Origin of the sequence: Jiangella mangrovi, from assembly GCF_014204975.1 — a bacterium.
Lineage (GTDB): Bacteria > Actinomycetota > Actinomycetes > Jiangellales > Jiangellaceae > Jiangella > Jiangella mangrovi.
In genome coordinates, this window is record NZ_JACHMM010000001.1 from 3,559,315 (window position 1) to 3,577,110 (window position 17,796).

The 17,796-nt window shown below is 70.4% G+C and carries 14 protein-coding genes; 2 read left to right on the plus strand and 12 right to left on the minus strand.

Annotated features, from left to right (window positions below; translation table 11 throughout):
• Positions 1–31: 31 nt before the first annotated feature.
• The 11 genes from HD601_RS16480 to HD601_RS16530 all read right to left on the minus strand — a co-directional run bounded on the left by HD601_RS16480 (position 32) and on the right by HD601_RS16530 (position 13,890).
• Positions 32–1,039, minus strand: coding sequence for a glycoside hydrolase family 43 protein (locus tag HD601_RS16480; RefSeq protein ID WP_184823580.1), 1,008 nt, complete (start codon positions 1,037–1,039; stop codon positions 32–34).
• Complete coding sequence (locus HD601_RS16485; RefSeq protein WP_221441048.1) at positions 1,036–3,294, minus strand: family 43 glycosylhydrolase; 2,259 nt, start codon at positions 3,292–3,294, stop codon at positions 1,036–1,038. Before HD601_RS16485 ends, HD601_RS16480 begins: the two co-directional genes overlap by 4 nt.
• Before the next feature lie 4 nt (positions 3,295–3,298).
• Positions 3,299–4,105, minus strand: a complete 807-nt coding sequence (locus HD601_RS16490; protein WP_184829964.1) for an ABC transporter permease subunit — start codon at positions 4,103–4,105, stop codon at positions 3,299–3,301.
• An 86-nt stretch (positions 4,106–4,191) separates the two neighbouring features.
• The gene (locus tag HD601_RS16495) at positions 4,192–5,118 is read right to left on the minus strand and encodes a carbohydrate ABC transporter permease (RefSeq protein ID WP_221441050.1); all 927 of its coding nucleotides are present in this window, start codon (positions 5,116–5,118) and stop codon (positions 4,192–4,194) included.
• A gap of 4 nt (positions 5,119–5,122) precedes the next feature.
• A complete protein-coding gene (locus tag HD601_RS16500) occupies positions 5,123–6,460 on the minus strand; it encodes an extracellular solute-binding protein (protein ID WP_221441051.1) in 1,338 nt (445 codons plus the stop codon).
• A gap of 27 nt (positions 6,461–6,487) precedes the next feature.
• Positions 6,488–7,996: an arabinosylfuranosidase ArfA gene (gene arfA / locus HD601_RS16505; RefSeq protein WP_221441052.1), complete on the minus strand. Its 1,509-nt coding sequence runs from the start codon at positions 7,994–7,996 to the stop codon at positions 6,488–6,490.
• A gap of 303 nt (positions 7,997–8,299) precedes the next feature.
• Positions 8,300–9,628: an RNA-binding domain-containing protein gene (locus HD601_RS16510; protein WP_184823581.1), complete on the minus strand. Its 1,329-nt coding sequence runs from the start codon at positions 9,626–9,628 to the stop codon at positions 8,300–8,302.
• Between the two features lie 91 nt (positions 9,629–9,719).
• A complete protein-coding gene (locus HD601_RS16515) occupies positions 9,720–10,739 on the minus strand; it encodes a LacI family DNA-binding transcriptional regulator (RefSeq protein ID WP_184823583.1) in 1,020 nt (339 codons plus the stop codon).
• 67 nt (positions 10,740–10,806) lie between these two features.
• Positions 10,807–12,093, minus strand: coding sequence for an ABC transporter substrate-binding protein (locus tag HD601_RS16520; RefSeq protein ID WP_184823585.1), 1,287 nt, complete (start codon positions 12,091–12,093; stop codon positions 10,807–10,809).
• A 37-nt stretch (positions 12,094–12,130) separates the two neighbouring features.
• Positions 12,131–12,961 carry an ABC transporter permease subunit gene (locus HD601_RS16525; RefSeq protein WP_221441053.1) on the minus strand — a complete coding sequence of 277 codons (831 nt, stop codon included), beginning with the start codon at positions 12,959–12,961 and terminating at the stop codon, positions 12,131–12,133.
• On the minus strand, positions 12,958–13,890 hold the full coding sequence (locus HD601_RS16530; protein ID WP_184823587.1) for a carbohydrate ABC transporter permease: 933 nt from the start codon (positions 13,888–13,890) through the stop codon (positions 12,958–12,960). Before HD601_RS16530 ends, HD601_RS16525 begins: the two co-directional genes overlap by 4 nt.
• A gap of 234 nt (positions 13,891–14,124) precedes the next feature.
• On the opposite strand from HD601_RS16530, the gene HD601_RS16535 reads away from it, so the two are divergent.
• Together HD601_RS16535 and HD601_RS16540 are read left to right on the plus strand one after the other, a co-directional pair.
• Positions 14,125–15,216 carry a mandelate racemase/muconate lactonizing enzyme family protein gene (locus tag HD601_RS16535; RefSeq protein WP_184823589.1) on the plus strand — a complete coding sequence of 364 codons (1,092 nt, stop codon included), beginning with the start codon at positions 14,125–14,127 and terminating at the stop codon, positions 15,214–15,216.
• Positions 15,213–16,670: a lyase family protein gene (locus HD601_RS16540; protein ID WP_184823591.1), complete on the plus strand. Its 1,458-nt coding sequence runs from the start codon at positions 15,213–15,215 to the stop codon at positions 16,668–16,670. Before HD601_RS16535 ends, HD601_RS16540 begins: the two co-directional genes overlap by 4 nt.
• 61 nt (positions 16,671–16,731) lie before the next feature.
• Here HD601_RS16540 and HD601_RS16545 read toward each other — a convergent pair whose 3' ends face one another.
• Positions 16,732–17,742: a substrate-binding domain-containing protein gene (locus HD601_RS16545; protein WP_184829973.1), complete on the minus strand. Its 1,011-nt coding sequence runs from the start codon at positions 17,740–17,742 to the stop codon at positions 16,732–16,734.
• Positions 17,743–17,796: the final 54 nt, after the last annotated feature.

Below are 17,796 nucleotides of genomic sequence, written 5' to 3' on the forward strand. Positions count from 1 at the left end.
GCTGCCAGAGCAGCGGAAAGAGCGCCATGACTCAGGGCACGACGTCCACCGAGGCCCGCGGGCCGTCCAGGACCGGGACGCCGTCGGACCAGGTCACCTCGGTGAGCCACATCGTCCGGCCGGGGAGCGCCGAGCCGACCGACTCCGGCGGCCAGGCGTGGTGGACCATCCAGGTGCGGCCGTCCTTCTCGACCAGCACGCAGTGCCCCGGCCCGGCCGCGTCCTCCGTCGACGCCAACACGGGCTCCTCCGAGGGCTTCGAGCACGGCCCCAGCGGACCCTCGCAGACGGCGTAGCCGACGGCGTACGCGGCGGTGTCGTAGGCGTTGGCCGAGTAGAACAGGTAGTACGTGCCGTCGCGCAGCCACAGGAACGGCGCCTCGACCAGGTTCCCCTCCCACGGCTGGTCCTGCTTCATCAACCGGACCGGCGAATCCACGAGCGACAACCCGTCGGGCGACAGCGGCTGCGCATACAGCCAGGTGTCGACGCCGACGGCGTTGCCGTCGTTCTTCCACAGCAGATAGCGAGCGCCGTCGGCGTCGGTGAACGGGCTCGCGTCGATCGAGCCGCCCTCGTCGGCCTGGCAGATCAGCGGCTCCGCGGACTCGTCGACGAACGGGCCCGACGGCGACGACGCCACCGCCACGCCCACGCACTGCCGCCCCGACGCCGTCCCCAGCGCCGTGTAGTAGAGCACGTACCGGTCCGGCGCGTGGACGGCGATCTCCGGCGCCCAGGTCCGCCCGCCGGTCACCCACGGCGCCAGCACCGGCATCGCGTCGCCGGCCGGCTCCCACGTCACCAGGTCCGGCGACGTCATGACCGGCACGTTCCCGAGCCGCGAGTTCGTCGCGTACGCGTAGTAGCCGCCGTCGGCCTCGATGACGGCGGGGTCGGGGAAGTCGCGGTCGACGACGGGGTTCGTGAAGCCCACGGTGCTGGTCTCCTGTTCAGCGGGATCGGGTTCGACGGGGTCCGGCTCGGCGGCGGTGCACGCGGTCAGCGCGAGCACCGCCGCCAAGAGACCGATCCTCATCGAGCCTCGTACAGACGGAACCAGTCGAACGTCGCGACGCTGGCCGGGGTGGCGCCGCCGCCGGCGTACAGCCCGATCTGCGGCGACGTGTCCGCCGGCAGCGTCCACGTCGCGCCCCACCGCCAGCTGACCCCGTCGCGCGAGGACGCCGACCGGTACCGGTGCTCGCCGGTCTCCGGGTCCCGCGTGTGCGCGATCCGCAGCCACATCGTCGACGCCACAGGCCCGCCGAGGTGCGCGCCCCACCGCAGGGCGCCGTTCTCGTCCAGCTCCTTGCCGAACTCGACCTGGCGCGTGCCCCAGATCGCGACGTCGCCGAGCCGCAGCAGGTCGTCGTCGTCCACGCGGACGATCAGCCCGGCCTGCTGGTAGTTGCGGATGGTCCCGGAGCCGAGGTCGAGGTGCAGCTTCGTCTCCGCGATCCAGTCGCCGTCGGGCGGCGTACGCAGCAGCAGCGGCCCGGTGTTGCCGGCGCCGACGACGTCGACGGACTCCAGCGGCCAGCGCAGCACGCCCTCGCCGACGGTCACCGACGACGACGGCCGCACCCACTCCCAGCCCGCGCCGGGCGCGGACCCGTCGAACTGTTCATCGACGACGGTGTCACCTGCGGCCGGCTCGTCGACGCGTTCCGTCACCGGCTCGTGCGCCGCGACGACGGTGAGGTTGTCGACCCGCGCCTCGCCGCCGGACGCCGCCAGCGTGACGGGGCGGGGCTTGGCCACGCCGCGAGGCAGGTCGAGGGCGACCTCGGCGTCGGCGTCGCCGAGCCGGCTCTCGGCCAGCCGCGCGACCACGCGGCCGTCGCGCACCTCGACCGAGAGCGCCGTCCACTCGTCGCCGTCGTACCGGGCCGGCAACGGCGTGGAGTCGCCGACGACGCGGCGGCCCTGCGTCGACGTGACGGTCAGCGTCCGCTCCAGGGCGTCGACGGCCACCGTGACGCCGTTGCGCCCGGACCGCGCGACCTCGACGGTGAACGCTCCGGACACCTGGACGTCCGCCTCGACCCGCACGTCCTTCGGCGCGGACTCCGCCGTCCGGGCCGCACCCGACAGCACCGCGACGTCGCCGCCGTCGCCGACGGAATCCGTCCCCGCGGACCAGTCGCCGCGCAGCGCCCCGTTCGATGCGGGCGCAGCCGACTCGATCCCGAGCGACGACGCCGTCACCGGCGCCGGCTGCGGGGTGTCGGACGGTCCGGCGCCGGCCCGCGCGACCGGCCAGCCGTCGATCCAGTCGAGCCGATCGATCAGCGTCGGCCGTTCGTTGACGCCGCCGGGCGCGTCCAGCCAGGCATCGTCCCGGTCGATCGCGTGATAGACGATGTGGTCCTGACCTGCGACGTCAGTGACGATCGTGTGATGCCCGACGCCGATCCAGCGGTTGCCGTTCTGCGCCAGCACCTGCGTCCCGCCGACCCGCGAGTCCAGCATCGAGACGCCCTCGTGGTCGAGGAACGGGCCGAGCGGGCTCTGCGACCGGCCGGCGTAGACGCTGTACCCGGTGACCGGCCCGGCGCAGCAGTTCGCCGACGACGCCGTCAGGTAGTACCAGCCGTCCCGCTCGACGACGAACGAGCCCTCGTACCGGTCGCCGACGGTGACCTGCGTGGGCGATCCGACGGCGCGCAGCCCGGACGCGTCCAGCTCGGTCACCCAGAGGCCGCCGTGGAAGCCGCCGAAGTACAGGTAGCGCTTCCCGTCCGACGCCGACAGCAGCGCCGGGTCGATGGTGTTGAAGTAGTTGCCGTCGCCGACCGGCCGCGGCGCGACGACCGGCCCGCCGGAGTCGGTCCACGGGCCGGCCGGGGTCGGCGCCGTCGCGGCCCCGATGGCGTAGTTCCACTGCCCGGGCTCGGCGACGGTGTCGGTGACCGTGTAGTACAGGACGTACTGCCCGTCGACGTAGCGGATGTCCGGCGCCCAGTAGAACGAGCCTCCGGTGGTCCACGAAGGCCGGTCGCCCTCCTCGAACACCGTCCCCAGGTACTCCCAGTCGACGAAGTCGCGCGACCGGGCCATGTGCATGAGCCCGAACTCGCTCGGCGCCTCGTGCAACGGGTCGCTGGTCGCGTACAGGTACCACCAGCCGTCCTTGCCGCGGATCACGGCCGGGTCGGCGTAGGTGTCGGAGAACTCGCTCGAGATCGGATTCCGGGTGACGGGGTCAGCTGCCGGTTCCGCCGTGGCGGCGGACGGCGCCAGCAGCCCGGCGATCAGCACGACGGCGCCGAGCAGGGGGATTCGGATCACGCGATCATCCCTTCAGTCCGCTGCGCGAGACGCCCTCGATGACGTAGCGCTGCGTGAACAGGAACAGGATCAGGACGGGGACGCTGGCGACGAACGCGCCGGCCATGATGACGGGGTAGTCGGTGGTGTACGCGCCCTGCAGGAGCCGCAGCCCGGCCGGCAGCGTGAGCCGCTCCGGGCTGAACAGGACGTAGATCGGCCAGACGAAGTCGTTCCAGTTGGACAGGAACGAGAGCACCGCGAGCGTGGCCAGCGCCGGCTTCGAGTTCGGCAGCACGATGCGGGTGAAGATCTGCCACTGGTTGGCGCCGTCGATCAGCGCCGCCTCCTCCAGCTCGCCGGGGAGCATGGCGAAGAACTGGCGCAGGAAGAACACCCCGAACGCGCCGGCCGCGCCCGGCACGGCCAGCGCCCAGACGGTGTCCAGCCAGCCGAGCCGGTCGATGATCAGGTAGTTCGGGATGAGGAACACGAAACCGGGGATGAACAGCGTCGACACGATCACGACGAACAGCGCGCCACGGCCGCGGAAGTGCAGCCGGGCCAGCGCGTACGCCGCCGTCGACGCGATCGCCAGCACCAGCACCATGTGCAGCGTCGCCGCGAGCAGGCTGTTGAGGAACCAGCGCAGCACCGGGTAGGCGCCATCGAGGCGCAGCAGCCCCTCGTAGGCGTCGAAGGTCGGCGACGACGGCAGCAGCGTCGGCGGGACTGCGGTCGCCTCGGGGTTCGTCTTGATCGACGTCAGGAACATCCAGACGATCGGCCCGATGAAGATCACCGTCAGGACCAGCAGGAACAGCCAGAACATGCCCCGCCGGGCGAGGCCGCCGGGCGCCCCGCGCGAGCCGGACGCCGTCGTCGCCCGGTCGTCCTCGCTGGACCGGGACGGGCGGGTCAGGAGCGCCATCGCGGCCTCCTCTCCCGCATGGCCAGCACCTGGACGATCGAGACGATCCCCAGGAAGATCGCGAGCAGGTACGACATCGCCGCGGCGCTGCCCATCCGGAACGACTCCAGGCCCTCGGCGAGCATGACGATGAGCGCCGTCCGGGTGGAGTCGCCGGGTCCGCCGTTGGTCACCAGCAGCGCCTGCCCGAACATGTTCGCGGAGGCCAGGATCGTGATCGTCACGACGAACAGGTGCACCGTGCGCAGCCCGGGCAGCGTCACGTTCCGGAACACCTGCCAGGCCGACGCGCCGTCGACCTTCGCCGCGTCGTACAGCTCGCGCGGGATGTCCTGCAGCCCGGCCAGGTAGATGATCGTGTTGAAGCCGAGCGTCCACCACACCGTCATCGCGACCAGGCTGATCCACGCCCACGGCTGGGCGGTGATCCACGGCGTCGTCGTTCCGAGCAGGCCGTTCACGATGCCGATGTTCGGGTCGAGCATGAACCGGAACAGCAGCCCGACGACGGCGACGCCGAGCACGTAGGGCATGAAGAAGACCGCTCGGAAGAACGTCCGGCCGGGGAACCGGCGGTTCAGCAGCACCGCCAGCCCGAGCGGGACCGCGACCAGGAACGGGACGCTCGCGACGGTGAAGATCGCGGTCGCGCGCATGCCGTTCCAGAACTCCTCGAACACGGCCGACGTCGAGTCGAACAGCGCGAGATAGTTGTCCAGCCCGATGAACGGCTTGCTCGGCAGCATGAAGTCCCAGTCGTGCAGGCTCATCCAGATCCCGAGCACCGCCGGCGCCAGCACGAACGTCGCGAACACGACCAGGAACGGCGCCATGAACGCGTACGGCGTCCAGGGTGCGTGCCGCCTGATGCGGGTGGGGGAGGCCGGCGGCGCCGCCGGCGCGGTGGTCGCCACGGCGCTACCCGTCGTACCGCTCGCGGTTCTCTTCCAGCTTCTTCGAGGCCCGCTCGGCCGCCTCGGACAGCGCGGCCGCCGGCTCCTTCGTCAGCAGCACCGCCTCGTTGAGCGCCTGGTCGAAGTCGGCGAACGCCTCGCTGATCCCCGGCACCGACGGCGGGAAGTGCAGGTAGTCGACCTGCTGGGCGAGCGCGGCCTGCTCCGGGAGCGCCTCGAACTCGGCGGACTCGCGGACCTCGTTGCGGGCGGGCACCTGGCCGCCCTCGGCCCATGCGATGGACTGCTGGCTGACCCAGTTGATGAACACCCGGGACGCCGCCAGCTTGTCGTCGTCGGCCTGGCGCTGGCGCATGATGACGAAGTTGTGCGAGCCCGCCCACGCCGCGTCGGTGCCGCCGATGTTCGGCAGCGGAGCGACGCCCCACTGCAGGTCGGGGATCTCCTTGAGCGTGTTGATGTTCCAGATGCCGTTCCAGTTGAACGCGGCCTGGCCGTTCTGCAGCGCGATCGCGTCGGCGTCCTGGCCGACGTCCTTGGGGCTCCAGCCGGTGTTGACCGCGTCGACCATCCAGGTCAGCGCCTGCACGCCGGGGTCCTCGGCCCAGGTGACCTCGGTGCCGTCCTCGTTGAACAGGTCGCCGCCGAACTGCCAGATCAGCGACTGCAGCGTCATGCTGCCGGTGAACGGGTGCGGCGACATCCAGTGCCCCTGGATCCCGGCGGACGCCAGCGCCTCGAGCGCGGCCTCGTAGGACTGCCGGTCCATGGGCGGGCTCTCCGGGTCCAGGCCGGCGGACTCGAGGACGGTCTTGTTGTAGAACATCCCGAGCGGGTGCATGTCCAGCGGGATGCCGTAGCGCTGCCCGTCGTACTCGCCGGCGCCCCAGACCGCGTCGGCGAAGTCGCCCTCCTTCAGGTCCAGTGCCGACGCGACGTCGTCGAGGGGGACGATGACGTTGCGGGCGGCGTTGGTCGGCAGCGAGTCGATGTGCATGATGCCGACGTCGGGCCCGTTGCCGGACTGCACCGCCGTCGGGACCTTCGCGTAGTAGTCGGCCCACTCCATCACCGTCATCGTGACCGCGATGTTCGGGTTCTCGGAGTTGAACGTGTCGACGAGCTCCTGCATGAACGGGCCGTCGCCGCCGGTGAAGCCGTTCCAGAACGCCAGCTCGACGTTCGGTCCGTCGTAGCCGCTGGCGCCGCCGTCGCCCTCGGCCGGCTCGGCGCCGGGCGACTGCGAGCCGCCGCCGCAGTTCGCGAGGACGACGCCGGCGCCGACCATGCCGGTCGCGGTGAGGAAGCGTCTCCTGGACAGGGGGTGGATGCGTGTGGTCACAGCTGCTCCTTCGCAGGCAGTGCCGGGTCAGTCGCCCAGCCGGATGAGGTGCCAGGACGACGGCGGCAGGGTCGCGGTGAGCGTCTGGTCGCCGTCGAGAACGGTGCCGGTGGCCGGACGGGGGACGACCCGGTCCGGCTGCTCGGCGGTGTTGGTGGCGGACGGATCGTCGTCGGCGATCGTGAGGTGCTCGAGCAGCCGGCGGTGGCCGAAGGCTCGGAGGTCGACGGTGAGCCGGGCCGGCTCGGTGCGGCTGCGGTTCGTGGCCAAGAGGGTGAGCGCCCCGGTCACCGGGTCCTGGACGGCGGTGACGCGCGTGGCGGGGACGTCGCCGAAGCGTTCCGTCGCGAGCGGTGCGGTGCGGACCGCCGTCCGCAGCACCGTCCCGCGGGCGTGCCGGGCGGTCAGCGCGAACGGGTGGAAGATCGTCTGCCGCCAGGCCGGACCGCCCGGCCGGGTCAGGATCGGCCCGATGACGTTGACCAGCTGCGCCTGGCAGGCGATCGCCACGCGGTCGCAGTGGTCCAGCAGGGCCATCAGCAGGTCGCCGACGACGACCGCGTCGGTGACGTCGTACACGTCCTCGATGAGGGCGCCGTTCTCGGTCCGCTCGAGCCCCTCCTGGCCGGCGAAGCGGTGCTGGTACCAGACGTTCCACTCGTCGAAGGAGATGGTCAGCCGTTTGTCGCTGCGCCGCACCGCGCCGACGTGGTCCGCCGTCGCGGCGATGGCCGTGATCATCGCGCGCATGTCCTCCGAGGAGGCCAGGAAGCTGTCCACGTCGCCGCCGACCGGCTCGTAGTAGGCGTGCAGCGAGACGTGGTCGACCAGGTCGTAGGTGTGCTCGAGGACCACCCGCTCCCAGGTGCCGAACGTCGGCATGGCGCTGTTGGAGCTGCCGCAGGCGACCAGCTCGATGTCCGGGTCGGCGCGGCGCATGGCCCTCGCCGTCTCGGCGGCGAGCCGGCCGTACTCGTCGGCGGTCTTGTGCCCGATCTGCCACGGGCCGTCCATCTCGTTGCCCAGGCACCAGGTGCGGATCGCGTGCGGGTCCTTGTGCCCGTTCGCCACGCGGCGATCGGCGGTGCTCGTCGTGCCGGGCGCGAAGTTCGCGTACTCGAGCAGGTCGACGGCGGCGTCCACGCCCCGGGTGCCGAGGTTGACCGCCAGGATCGGGTCGATGCCGACGCCGCGGGCCCAGCGGCAGAACTCGTCGACGCCGACGGTGTTCGGCTCGAACGAACGCCAGGCCAGGTCGAGGCGGCGCGGGCGCTCCGCGACCGGACCGACGCCGTCCTCCCAGCGGTAGCCGGAGACGAAGTTGCCGCCCGGGTAGCGGACGACGGTCGCGCCCAGCTCGCGGACCAGCTCGGCGACGTCGCCGCGGAAGCCGTGCTCGTCGGCCGTGGGGTGGTCGGGCTCGAAGATGCCGCCGTAGACGCACCGCCCCATGTGCTCGACGAACGTGCCGAACAGTCGCGGATCGACCGTGCCCACGGTGAACGCCGGATCCAGTCCGACCTCGACGTCGTACAAGATGCCTGTCCCTTCGCCACGATTTACAACGGATAACCGTGCGGACTGTTTTACAACGGATAACCTGTCTTGCTGCGCAACCGCGACCAGGTCGACGGCAGCCCTCGTGTGCCGGCGCCTGGACGCGGTGACGATCTCCTATGCCGACGGACGGAGTTCCCGTTCGGCTCCACGTACGCCGAGGTCGATCAGCCGGAGCGGGTCGTCCCGCGGTTCGACATCTTCTTGATCTCCAGGTAGGTCGTCGCGCTCACGCCGCTCGCTGGCGCACTGGCCCCTTGAAGCGGCCGCCGAGCTCCGGAATCAGCTTGCCTGACCACCCGCGGGACGCGCCCGCAGGAGTCGAATCGACTCCGCGCCGAACTGGTGCATGGCGTCAGTCGCGAGATCACGCGCGGCCTCCTCCAGGGCTGACTTATCGGCCGTTGCGGAGACCTCCGTCTCGATCGGCGTGAAGCGATGTACACGCCAAGTGCCGTCGATCGGGAGCGGGGTGTTCCGCGGCGTGCCGAGCGGCCCGTAGGCGGTTGCGGCCTGGTAGGGAAGGGCGCCGTCGATGTCCTGTACCAGATCGAGGCGCACAGCCAGTGGGCTGTCGATGTAGCGTGCTCGAGCGGTCGAGGCGGTCAGCGCGACGAGGTCCGCGGCGGCGCTTTCGATGAGTTCAGAGATCACAAGAGCGGTGTCATCCGAAGGCGCATTCCAGTTCAACTGGGCGGCGAGGACGGCGGTGCCGTCGTGATGGATCTCCACGTGCACGCCCTGTGATTGATCGCTGGGGCCAGAGGGGGAAGCCCGACGCACGACCCAACGGCGAAGTCCTCGACGCGGGTTCAGCGCCTCGTGCTCGACAGCATCGAGGAACCCGTACCTGAAGAAACCGCCGCGTGGGATGAGCTCATTCGAGACTTCCCGTGCCCGGTCGATGATCGAAATGATCTCCCCACGTGGTGTGTCCGGCACTAGGCCCGTGCGGGGGACCCGTGGGTGCGCGACGCCCACGACCCATGCTCCAACGCCAGAATCGAGCCGGCTTGTCAGCTCATCGATGATCTTTGCGAGCCGTTCATGGTCAGCCGCTCGCCTATCGAATCGGTCACCGTAAGCGCGTTCGAGCTCCTGCTCCCGCATCCAGACGGTCTGCGGACCGTAGCGGTACGGGAATCGCAGCACGTCCTGGCCTTCCAAGGCGTGAGGCGCTGATGGGCTAGCGGGCACGTGCACCGCGAGCACTCCGTTCGCGGGATCACCCGGGGCCGGCAACGGTACGAGCTGAAGGCCGCCGACGATAGGCCGGATACGGGCAGCGGCGAGTGAGCGGATCTGCAGTTGGGCCTTCTCGTCCATGGTCACGGGCATGACCTTCTGCGCCCGGCCACTCTGCCCGTCTGCTGCGATCCCGTAGGCGATGAGGCCGCCGCCGCTGTTCGCCATGGCAGCGACGTCCTTGCACAGTTCCTCTTTCTCCTTCTCGGCATGGGCTTTTTCGAGCTTGAACGGCAGAGTCTGCTTCCAGTCGAGGTCGCCAGTTTCGGCGAGCTGTTCGCCGGCGGCTTGCTCGAACATCTCGTACGTCAGCGGTCCCGGCGCAACGCCGAGAAGCCGATGGAGACTCGTCCAGGTGACCGTCACGAGCACGAGCGTAGGCCGAGGCTCCGACGCAGCGGTGGTGGCGCGCGGCTGCCGATGTCGGCGACCACTCGGGAGCACCCGCCTGGAGCCGTCAGGTGTCGGCGCCGGGAACCGTGGATCCGCGGACGACGAGCTCGGGTGCGAACACGAGTTGCGTCTCCTCTGGTGGTCCGTCGTCGGTCATGAGGGTGATGAGGAGGTCGACCGCGGAGGCGCCGAAACTCTCGTGCGGAGGTCGGATCGAGGTCAGCGGGACGAGCAACGCGCGGGCGTACTCGCTGTCGTCGTAGCCGACGAGGGCGATGTCGTCGGGGACGCGCACGCCGCCGGTGACGAGTGCTTGCTCGAGGCCCACAGCGAGGAGGTCGTTGACGGCGAAGACGGCGTCGGGCCGGCGGTCGGCGCTACGGGCGGCGAGCTCCGCCCCGACCGCACGCCCGGTCGCGACGTCGCGTTGGTCGACGGTGATGAGCTCGAGCGAGGCGGTGCCCGACTCCTTCACGGCGCGGCCGGCACCGGCGAGGCGATCAGCGACCTGGGGGATGGCGAGCGGGCCGCCGACGAAGGCGATGTGCCGGCGGCCGATGTCGACGAGGTGCTTCGCCGCGAGGTGGCCACCCGCGACGTTGTCGACGGACACCGAGGGCTGCTCGGGGTTCGAGGCCCGGTGGCCGATGATCACGCTCGGTGTCCCGCGCTCACGCATGGCGGCCAGCCGTTCCTCGACCGGGCCGCGGGAAAGGACGAGGATGCCGCGTACCCCGTGCTCCTCGAAGAGCTCGAGGTACGCGTTCTCCTTCTCCTGGTCGCCCTGCGAGTTCGCGAGGAAGACCGACAGTCCCGCCTCCGACGCCCGCTTCTCGATGCCGTCGGCGAGCGCGCCGAGGGTCACATTGGTCATGTCGGGGACGATGTGCGCGATGGTCGAGCTGCGGCCCTGCCGCAGCTGCCGGGCGGCGTTGTTGCGGACGTAGCCGAGCTCGTCGATGGCGGCGCGGATCCGCCTGCCGGTCTCGTCGGAGACCCGGCCCGGCCGGTTGAGGTAGTTGGAGACGGTGGCGGTGGACACACCGGCCAGGGCGGCCACCTCCCTGACTCGGACCTTGGCCATCACCGCCTCCTTCTCAGCCTGGCCGTGCCGGACGGGTCATCGGGTCCGTGCCATCGGACCGATGATCTCACCCTTCGAAGGCCTCCTGCAGCCGGCCGAGCGCGTCGTCGACACTGGCCGATCCGGTGAAGAGATCCTGCACGACCTGCAGGTGAGTCTGCTGCACCTCCGGGTTCGGCCACGTCTGGTCGGGATACGGGGCGGTCCGGCCGTCGGCGACGAAGGTGCTGACGGTCTCCAGGGCCGGGGTGACCTCCGCCGGGGCCTGGTCGGGGTCGATCGGGAGCGTGCTCACCTGCTCTGCGTAGATCGACTGGTTCTCGGCCAGGAAGTCGAGGAACGCCTTGGCGGTGGCCTGGTTCTCACTCCGCGCCGTGACGCCGAAGGTGCCGGTCAGCGCGACCGGCAGCCGCGTGGCGGGGGCGTCGTCGGTGGCAGGGAGCGCCAGCAGCCCGAACTCGGTGTCCGGGGCGGACTCCTGGACCTGGGGGAGCGAGGAGTTGACCTGCACCGACATGGCCGCCTCGCCGGTGCTGACCATCCGCAGCGCCTCGTCTGCCGGCGTGCCCGTCGGGTTCTCCTGGAAGCAGCCGTGCTCGTTGAGCTCGAGGTACTTCTCCATGGCGTCACGCCAGCCGGAGTCGGCGAAGGTCGCCGCGCCACTGTCCATCTGCTCGCCGAAGTCCGGCTGCTCCGCGTACACCGTCGTCGCGACCAGCGAGTAGTCGATGAACTGACCGTTCGCCGGGGTCTGCAGGCCCAGCGCCATCGGGACGATGCCGGCGTCGTTGAACGTGTCGCAGGCGGCCAGGAGTTCGGTCCAGGTCTGCGGGGGTGTCACGCCGGCGGTGTCGAAGGCTGCCTGGTTGTAGATGGCGCCGACGGCGCCGTAGATGGCGGGCAGGATGTAGGTCTTGCCGTCTACCTGGGTGAGGAAGCGCTGCTCCTCGGGGATGCCCGCCGTCCACTCCTCCTCCGACAGGTCGGCGAGCACGCCCTCACTCGCCAGTGTGGCCACGGACATCACGCCGCCGCTGCCGGCCCAGACGTAGACGACGTCGGCGGCGGTGCCCGAGGCGAGCTGTGTCCGAGTGGCCTGCTGATACTGGTCGGTGTTGGCCGTCGAGACGTCCACCGAGACGTCGGGGTACTCCTGCTCGAACGCCTCCGCGGCGGCGGTGGTGGCGGGGCCCTGACTGGTGGGCACGGCGATGCGCAGCTCGCCCGAGGGCGCGCCGGAGTCGTCGCCGGCGCCCGTCGAGTCGCCGCCGGATCCGCCGCAAGCGGCGAGGGCGAGTGTGGCGAGCAGTGCGGTGCCGGCGACGGTCGTGGACCGGTGTGTTCTGGTGGTCATGACGGGGTCCTTCTCTCGGGACGGACGACGGACGGCGCTAGCCCTTGAGGCCGCTGGCGAAGCCGCGGATCATGCGGCGCTGCAGCAGCAGGTAGACGAGCAGGATTGGGGCCATGCCGATGACGAGGCCGGCGAAGACGAGGTTCCACTGGGTCGCGAACTCGCCGACGAACGAGTACACGGCCACGGGGATCGTCTGGCGCCCGGAGCCGCTGAGGAACAGGTTGGGCACCAGGAACGCGTTCCAGCACCCGATGGCGTTGAGGATGATCACGGTCCCGGTGACGGGTCGCATCAGCGGGAAGACGACGGAGCGGAAGGCGCGCAGCTGCGAGGCGCCGTCGATCATGGCGGCCTCCTCGTAGTCGCGCGGGACCGCTCGGAGGAAGCCGGTGTAGAGGAAGACCGTGAGCGGTAGCTCGGTGCCGACCATGTAGAGGATCACCGACCAGTAGGAGCCGAGCAGCTCGGCGTCGCGGACCAGCTGGTAGAGCGGGATCAGCGCGAGCTGGAACGGGACCACGAGCCCGACGAGGAAGACGGCGAACAGGGCGCCGCTCCAGTGACTGGTGTGCCGGGCGATGGCGTACGCGGCGAGCGCGCCGGTGACCACGAGCGCCGCGACGCTCACGACGGTGATGACGACGCTGCTGAGGATGGCGGGCGCGAGGTCAGCCTGCTCCCAGGCCGCCGTGTAGTTGTCGAACGACAGCGCCGATGGGAGCGACAGCGGCGAGTTCGCCGCCTCTTCGGGGCTCTTCAACGACAGCACGACGAGCACGTACAGCGGGAACGCGAACACCAGCGCGATCGCGATCATGACGATCTCGAGCGTCAACGTGCCGCCGCCGTAGCGCCGCCCGGTCACGAGGCGGCCCGCTCGTTGCGGCGCAGGACCTTGTACTGGAGTGCGGCGACGACGGAGACGATGGCCGCGAGTACCAGGGCGACGGTCGTTCCGTAGCCGAAGTTCCCCAGGGTGAAGGCCTGCTGGTACTGGTAGCCGGTGAGCGTCTGAGTGGCGTTGCCGGGCCCGCCGCCGGTCATGGCGTAGACCTGGTCGAAGATCTTCAGGCCCATGATGGTGGAGAGCACCACGTTGATGGTGATGGAAGGCGCCAGCAGCGGGATCACCACCCGGACGAAGGTCGTCACCCGTCCGGCGCCGTCGATCTGCGCCGCTTCGAGCAACTCACCGGGGATCGCCTGGAGGCCGGCCAGGTAGATGACCATGGCATAGCCCGTGAACTGCCAGATGATGACCGCGATGATCGACCAGAGTGCGAGGTCGGGATCGCCGAGCCAGCTCTGCCGCAGCCCGTCGAGTCCGACGGCGCCCAGGACGGTGTTGAGGGTGCCGTCGGTCGAGTAGATGTACTGCCAGAGGAACGCGATGATGATCGGCGTCATCACGGCCGGCGCGAAGAAGACGGTCCGCAGCACGTAGCGCGACTTGATCCGCGAGTTCAGTGCCACCGCCAGCGCCAGCCCGACGACGTTCTGGATCAGCGGGAAGACCGTCGCGATGATCAGCTGGTGAATCAGCGCGCCCATGGCGTCGCCGTCGCCGAGGAAGGTCCGCAGGTTCTCGAGCCCGGTGAACGCGCGGGTCGCGCTGAGGCCGTTCCAGTCGGTGAAGGCCAGGTAGACGCCCGAGGCGACCGGATAGAGCACCACGACGGCGTAGACGGCGAGCGCCGGGACGGCGAACCACAGCGAGACATGGCTGCGCCGCCGTCGCGATCCGGTGCCGGTCGCGACCGGCCGACTCGCCGTCGTGGTCGTACTGGAGGTCATCATCACCACCGTTTCTCCGTTGAACGTGGGAGTTGTATCGATTAACTCCATCGACGATGCCGCAGCATAGGCAGTCGACGGCCGTGGCGTCAATCCTCACTGTCTCACGGCGATAACCATGCATTCAGCTCAGGATTCGCTCATCTGTGAAGCACCTGACTTGACGCCGACGGCGTGCCAGTGTGACCGTTAGATCGATTTACATCACATCTGATCAAGGGAGGGCCGCGGCATATGACGATCGCGAGCGTCCGGGTGACGGCGTACTCGGCGCCGTACGAGAAGCCGATCACGAACGGGCTCTACACGTACACGGATACCGAGATCGTCGTCTGCGAGCTCGAGACCGCGGACGGGATCACCGGCGTCGGCTGGACGCACGGTGGAGCCATCGTCTTCCAGGCGCTGCGCCAGATCGCCGAGTCCGTGGTCGGCCTGCCGCTGAACACCGAGCGCATCTGGGCCGCGATCTACCGGCCCAAGATCTACGGCCGCCGCGGCCTGAGCACCCGGGCGATCAGCGCCGTCGACATCGCGGTCTGGGACGCCATCGGCAAGCAGGCCGGCATGTCCGTTCACAGGTTGCTGGGCGGCTACCGCGACCGCGTCCCGGCCTACGCGGCGGGCGGCTACTACGAGCCGGGCAAGACGCTCGACGATCTCCAGGACGAGATGCGCGGTCGGGTCGACGACGGCGTTGCGGCGGTGAAGATGAAGGTCGGCGGCGTCCCGATCGCCGCGGACCTCGCCCGGGTCGACGCGGTCATCGAGGCGGTCGGCGACGGCGTCGACGTGCTGGTCGACGCGAACAACGCCTACGACCGCATCGGCGCCCGCCGCATGGCGCGTGCCCTCGGCGAGCGGGGCGTCTACTGGTTCGAGGAGCCGCTCGGCCCCGACGACTTCGACGGCGCCGCCGCGCTGGTCGCGGCGGGCGACGTGCCGATCGCCCTCGGCGAGAACGAGTACACGCTGCCCGGCTTCCGCCACCTCGTCGACACCGGCTGCGCCGACGTCCTCAACGCCGACGCCCAGATCCTCGGCGGCATCACCGAATGGCAGAAGTCCGCCCATTACGCACTGGCCCACGACACCCCCGTCGCCCCGCACGGCGACCAGGAGATCCACGTCCACCTCGTCGCCGCCGTTCCCAACGGCCTGATCGTCGAGTACTACGACAACAGCCTGAACACGCTGAAGGACGTCATGTTCGAGCAACGCCTCGAGCTCAACGTCGACGGCACGATCTCGGTACCGGACCGCCCGGGCCTCGGCTTCGACCTGGACCGCCGCGCGCTCGAGCCGTTCAAGGTGGCCGGCGCATGACCGACGTCGATCATCCTGGTCCGGCCTACGACGCGGCGCGAGCGCTGCTCTTCCGGCCGTCGCCGCTCGTCCACGCCTTCGGCCTCGACATGAACCGGGCCGCCCTCGTCGTCGTGCACGAGGCGGGACTGGTCGAGGACGGTGTCGCCGCCGGCCTCGCGCGGGCGATCGACCTGCTGGCCGCCGAGCCGTACGCGGGGGAGTGGGTCGACTACCTGGAGTTCGAGTCCCGCCTGGCCGAACTGGTCGGCGGCGACGCGTCGCTGATCCACCTCGGCCGGAGCCGGCAGGACATGTTCTCCGCCACTTGCCGCGCCGTGCTCCGCGCGGGGATCCTCGAGGTGCTCGACGCGCTCGTCGTGCTGCGCGGGCGGTTGCTCGGCCTCGCGGAGACGCACGCCGGCACCGTCGTGCCGGCCTACACCCACGGCGTGCAGGCTCAGCCGACGACGTTCGGCCACTACCTGCTGGCGGTCGACGACGCGATGGGCCGCGGGTTCGCCCGGCTGGACCAGGCGTACGCGCGCGGCAACGTCTCGCCGCTCGGCGCCGGCGCCCTGACGACGTCGAGGTTCGCCCTCGACCGCTCGCTGCTGGCCGGGCTGCTCGGCTTCGACGGCGTCGTCGAGAACTCCTATGCCGCCAACCACCTGGCGCCGACCGACGCCATTCTCGAGGCGGCCGCGGGGTTCGGCATCGTGGCCGTGCAGGTGACGCAGATCGTCCAGGACGTGCACCAAGTGCAGGCGGCTCCGCTTCCGTGGCTGACGCTGGCGGCCGGCCCGCTGACCGGCATCAGCAGCATGATGCCGCAGAAGCGAAACCCCACAGCTCTGGAGACGCTGCGCGAGCTGGCCTCATTGGTCACCGGATCGCTCGGCGCACTGTTCACGGCGGCGCACAACCTGCACACCGGCATGCCCGACATTCGCGAGGTGAGCATCACCCAGCTCGCCGCGGAGCCGACCCGGCTGTTGGTGGAGCTCTTCGGCGACGTGCTGGCAGCGCTGCGGGTCGACCGCGCACGAGCGCTCGCCGAGTGCGCGAACGACTACTCCACGATGACCGAGCTGGCCGACCTGCTGCACGACACCGCCGGCGTCTCCTTCCGCGACGGGCACCGGTTCGCGTCGCAGCTGGCCGACCACGGCCGCGCCCAGGCCTTGGCCCCGGCCGACATCGGCGTCGACGCGGCCGCAGCCATCTACCGGCAGGTCACGGGTCAGGACTTCCCGCTGACCGAGCAGCGCTACCGCACCGCGCTCGACCCTGCCGCGTTCGTCCGGAGCCGGGCCGGTCTCGGCGGCCCGCAACCGGCGGAGCTCGCCCGCATGCTCGACACGCAGCGCGACCAGCTGGCGAACGACGCCGCGGCGGTCAGCGGCCACCGCGGCCGGCTGGCCGCCGCCGCCGAACAGCTGGAGAAGCGGTTCCGAGCGCTGGTTGGAGGTTGACCTGAGACGCCCGAGGCACGATGACCCGGAGCCGGCCAACCGGTCCCGGGTGAGCCGCTTGTCACCTGGACACGGTGGACGAACGGACCACGAGCTCGGGCGGGAAGACGGTCTGGCGGGGGATGCTATCGGGGTCCGCCGCTTCCTCCAGGACGATCCGCAACGCGGTGCGCCCCATCACGCGGCTGGGCTGGCGGATGGACGAGAGCGGCACGGCGGCCGCGGCGGCGAAGGGGATGTCGTCGAAGCCGATGATCGCGATGTCCTGAGGGACCCTCGCGCGTCCGTCCGTGACGAGGGACTGCAGGAGTCCCAACGCGATCAGATCGTTGGCGGCGAACAGGGCATCCGGCCAGTCGCTGGGGGAGCGCGCCAGGATGCGGGCGCCGGCGGACACGCCGTCCTCGACGGCCATGCTCTCCGTTGCGATGACCTCGAGGGACGCGGGGGTGTTGGCGTTCTCCGCCGCTGCGCGAGCTCCGGCGAGCCGGTCGTTGACCTGACGGATGTCGAACGGGCCGCCGACGAAGGCGATCCGGTCGCGACCGGTCTCGATCAGGTGCTCGACGGCGAGCCGCCCCCCGGCGACGCTGTCGACCGAGACGGACGAGAACTTACCGTCGCCGCTGAACCGGTCGACCAGGACGACGGCGATGCCGGCTTCCCGGAGGCGGCCGAGATGGGCCGTCACGTCGCCGTACGGGGCGATGAGCAGGCCCCGGACCTGCTGTTCGTGGAAGAGGTCGATGTAGGTGCGCTCGCGGCGCGGGTCTTGGTCGGTGTTGCCGTAGAGGACAGCGATGCTGTGGCTGCTCGCCTCGTCTTCGGCGCCGCGGACGACGTCGTTGTAGAAGGGGTTCTGGCCGTCAAGGACGACGAACCCCACCGTGGCGCTGATGCCGGCGCGCAGCTTCCGCGCGGCGTCGTTGCGGACGTAGCCGAGCTCCTCGATGGCGCGGGTCACCCGGGTCACCGAGTCTGCGGACACCTCGTTCGGCCGGTTGAGCACGTTCGAGACGGTGCCGACGGACACACCGGCGCGCTGCGCCACGTCCCGGATGCTCACGGCCACGGACGCCTCCACTCTCCATCGACCAGGAATCGGCCCGAGAACTTGACCGCACCG

Excerpts from the sequence above, each read along its gene's own strand:
- HD601_RS16515 (WP_184823583.1), bottom strand. The coding sequence starts at position 10,739 with ATGGCCAAGGTCCGAGTCAGGGAGGTGGCCGCCCTGGCCGGTGTGTCC.
- HD601_RS16540 (WP_184823591.1), top strand. The coding sequence starts at position 15,213 with ATGACCGACGTCGATCATCCTGGTCCGGCCTACGACGCGGCGCGAGCG.
- HD601_RS16490 (WP_184829964.1), bottom strand. The coding sequence starts at position 4,105 with ATGTTCTGGCTGTTCCTGCTGGTCCTGACGGTGATCTTCATCGGGCCG.
- HD601_RS16535 (WP_184823589.1), top strand. The coding sequence starts at position 14,125 with ATGACGATCGCGAGCGTCCGGGTGACGGCGTACTCGGCGCCGTACGAG.
- HD601_RS16480 (WP_184823580.1), bottom strand. The coding sequence starts at position 1,039 with ATGAGGATCGGTCTCTTGGCGGCGGTGCTCGCGCTGACCGCGTGCACC.
- HD601_RS16520 (WP_184823585.1), bottom strand. The coding sequence starts at position 12,093 with ATGACCACCAGAACACACCGGTCCACGACCGTCGCCGGCACCGCACTG.
- HD601_RS16530 (WP_184823587.1), bottom strand. The coding sequence starts at position 13,890 with ATGACCTCCAGTACGACCACGACGGCGAGTCGGCCGGTCGCGACCGGC.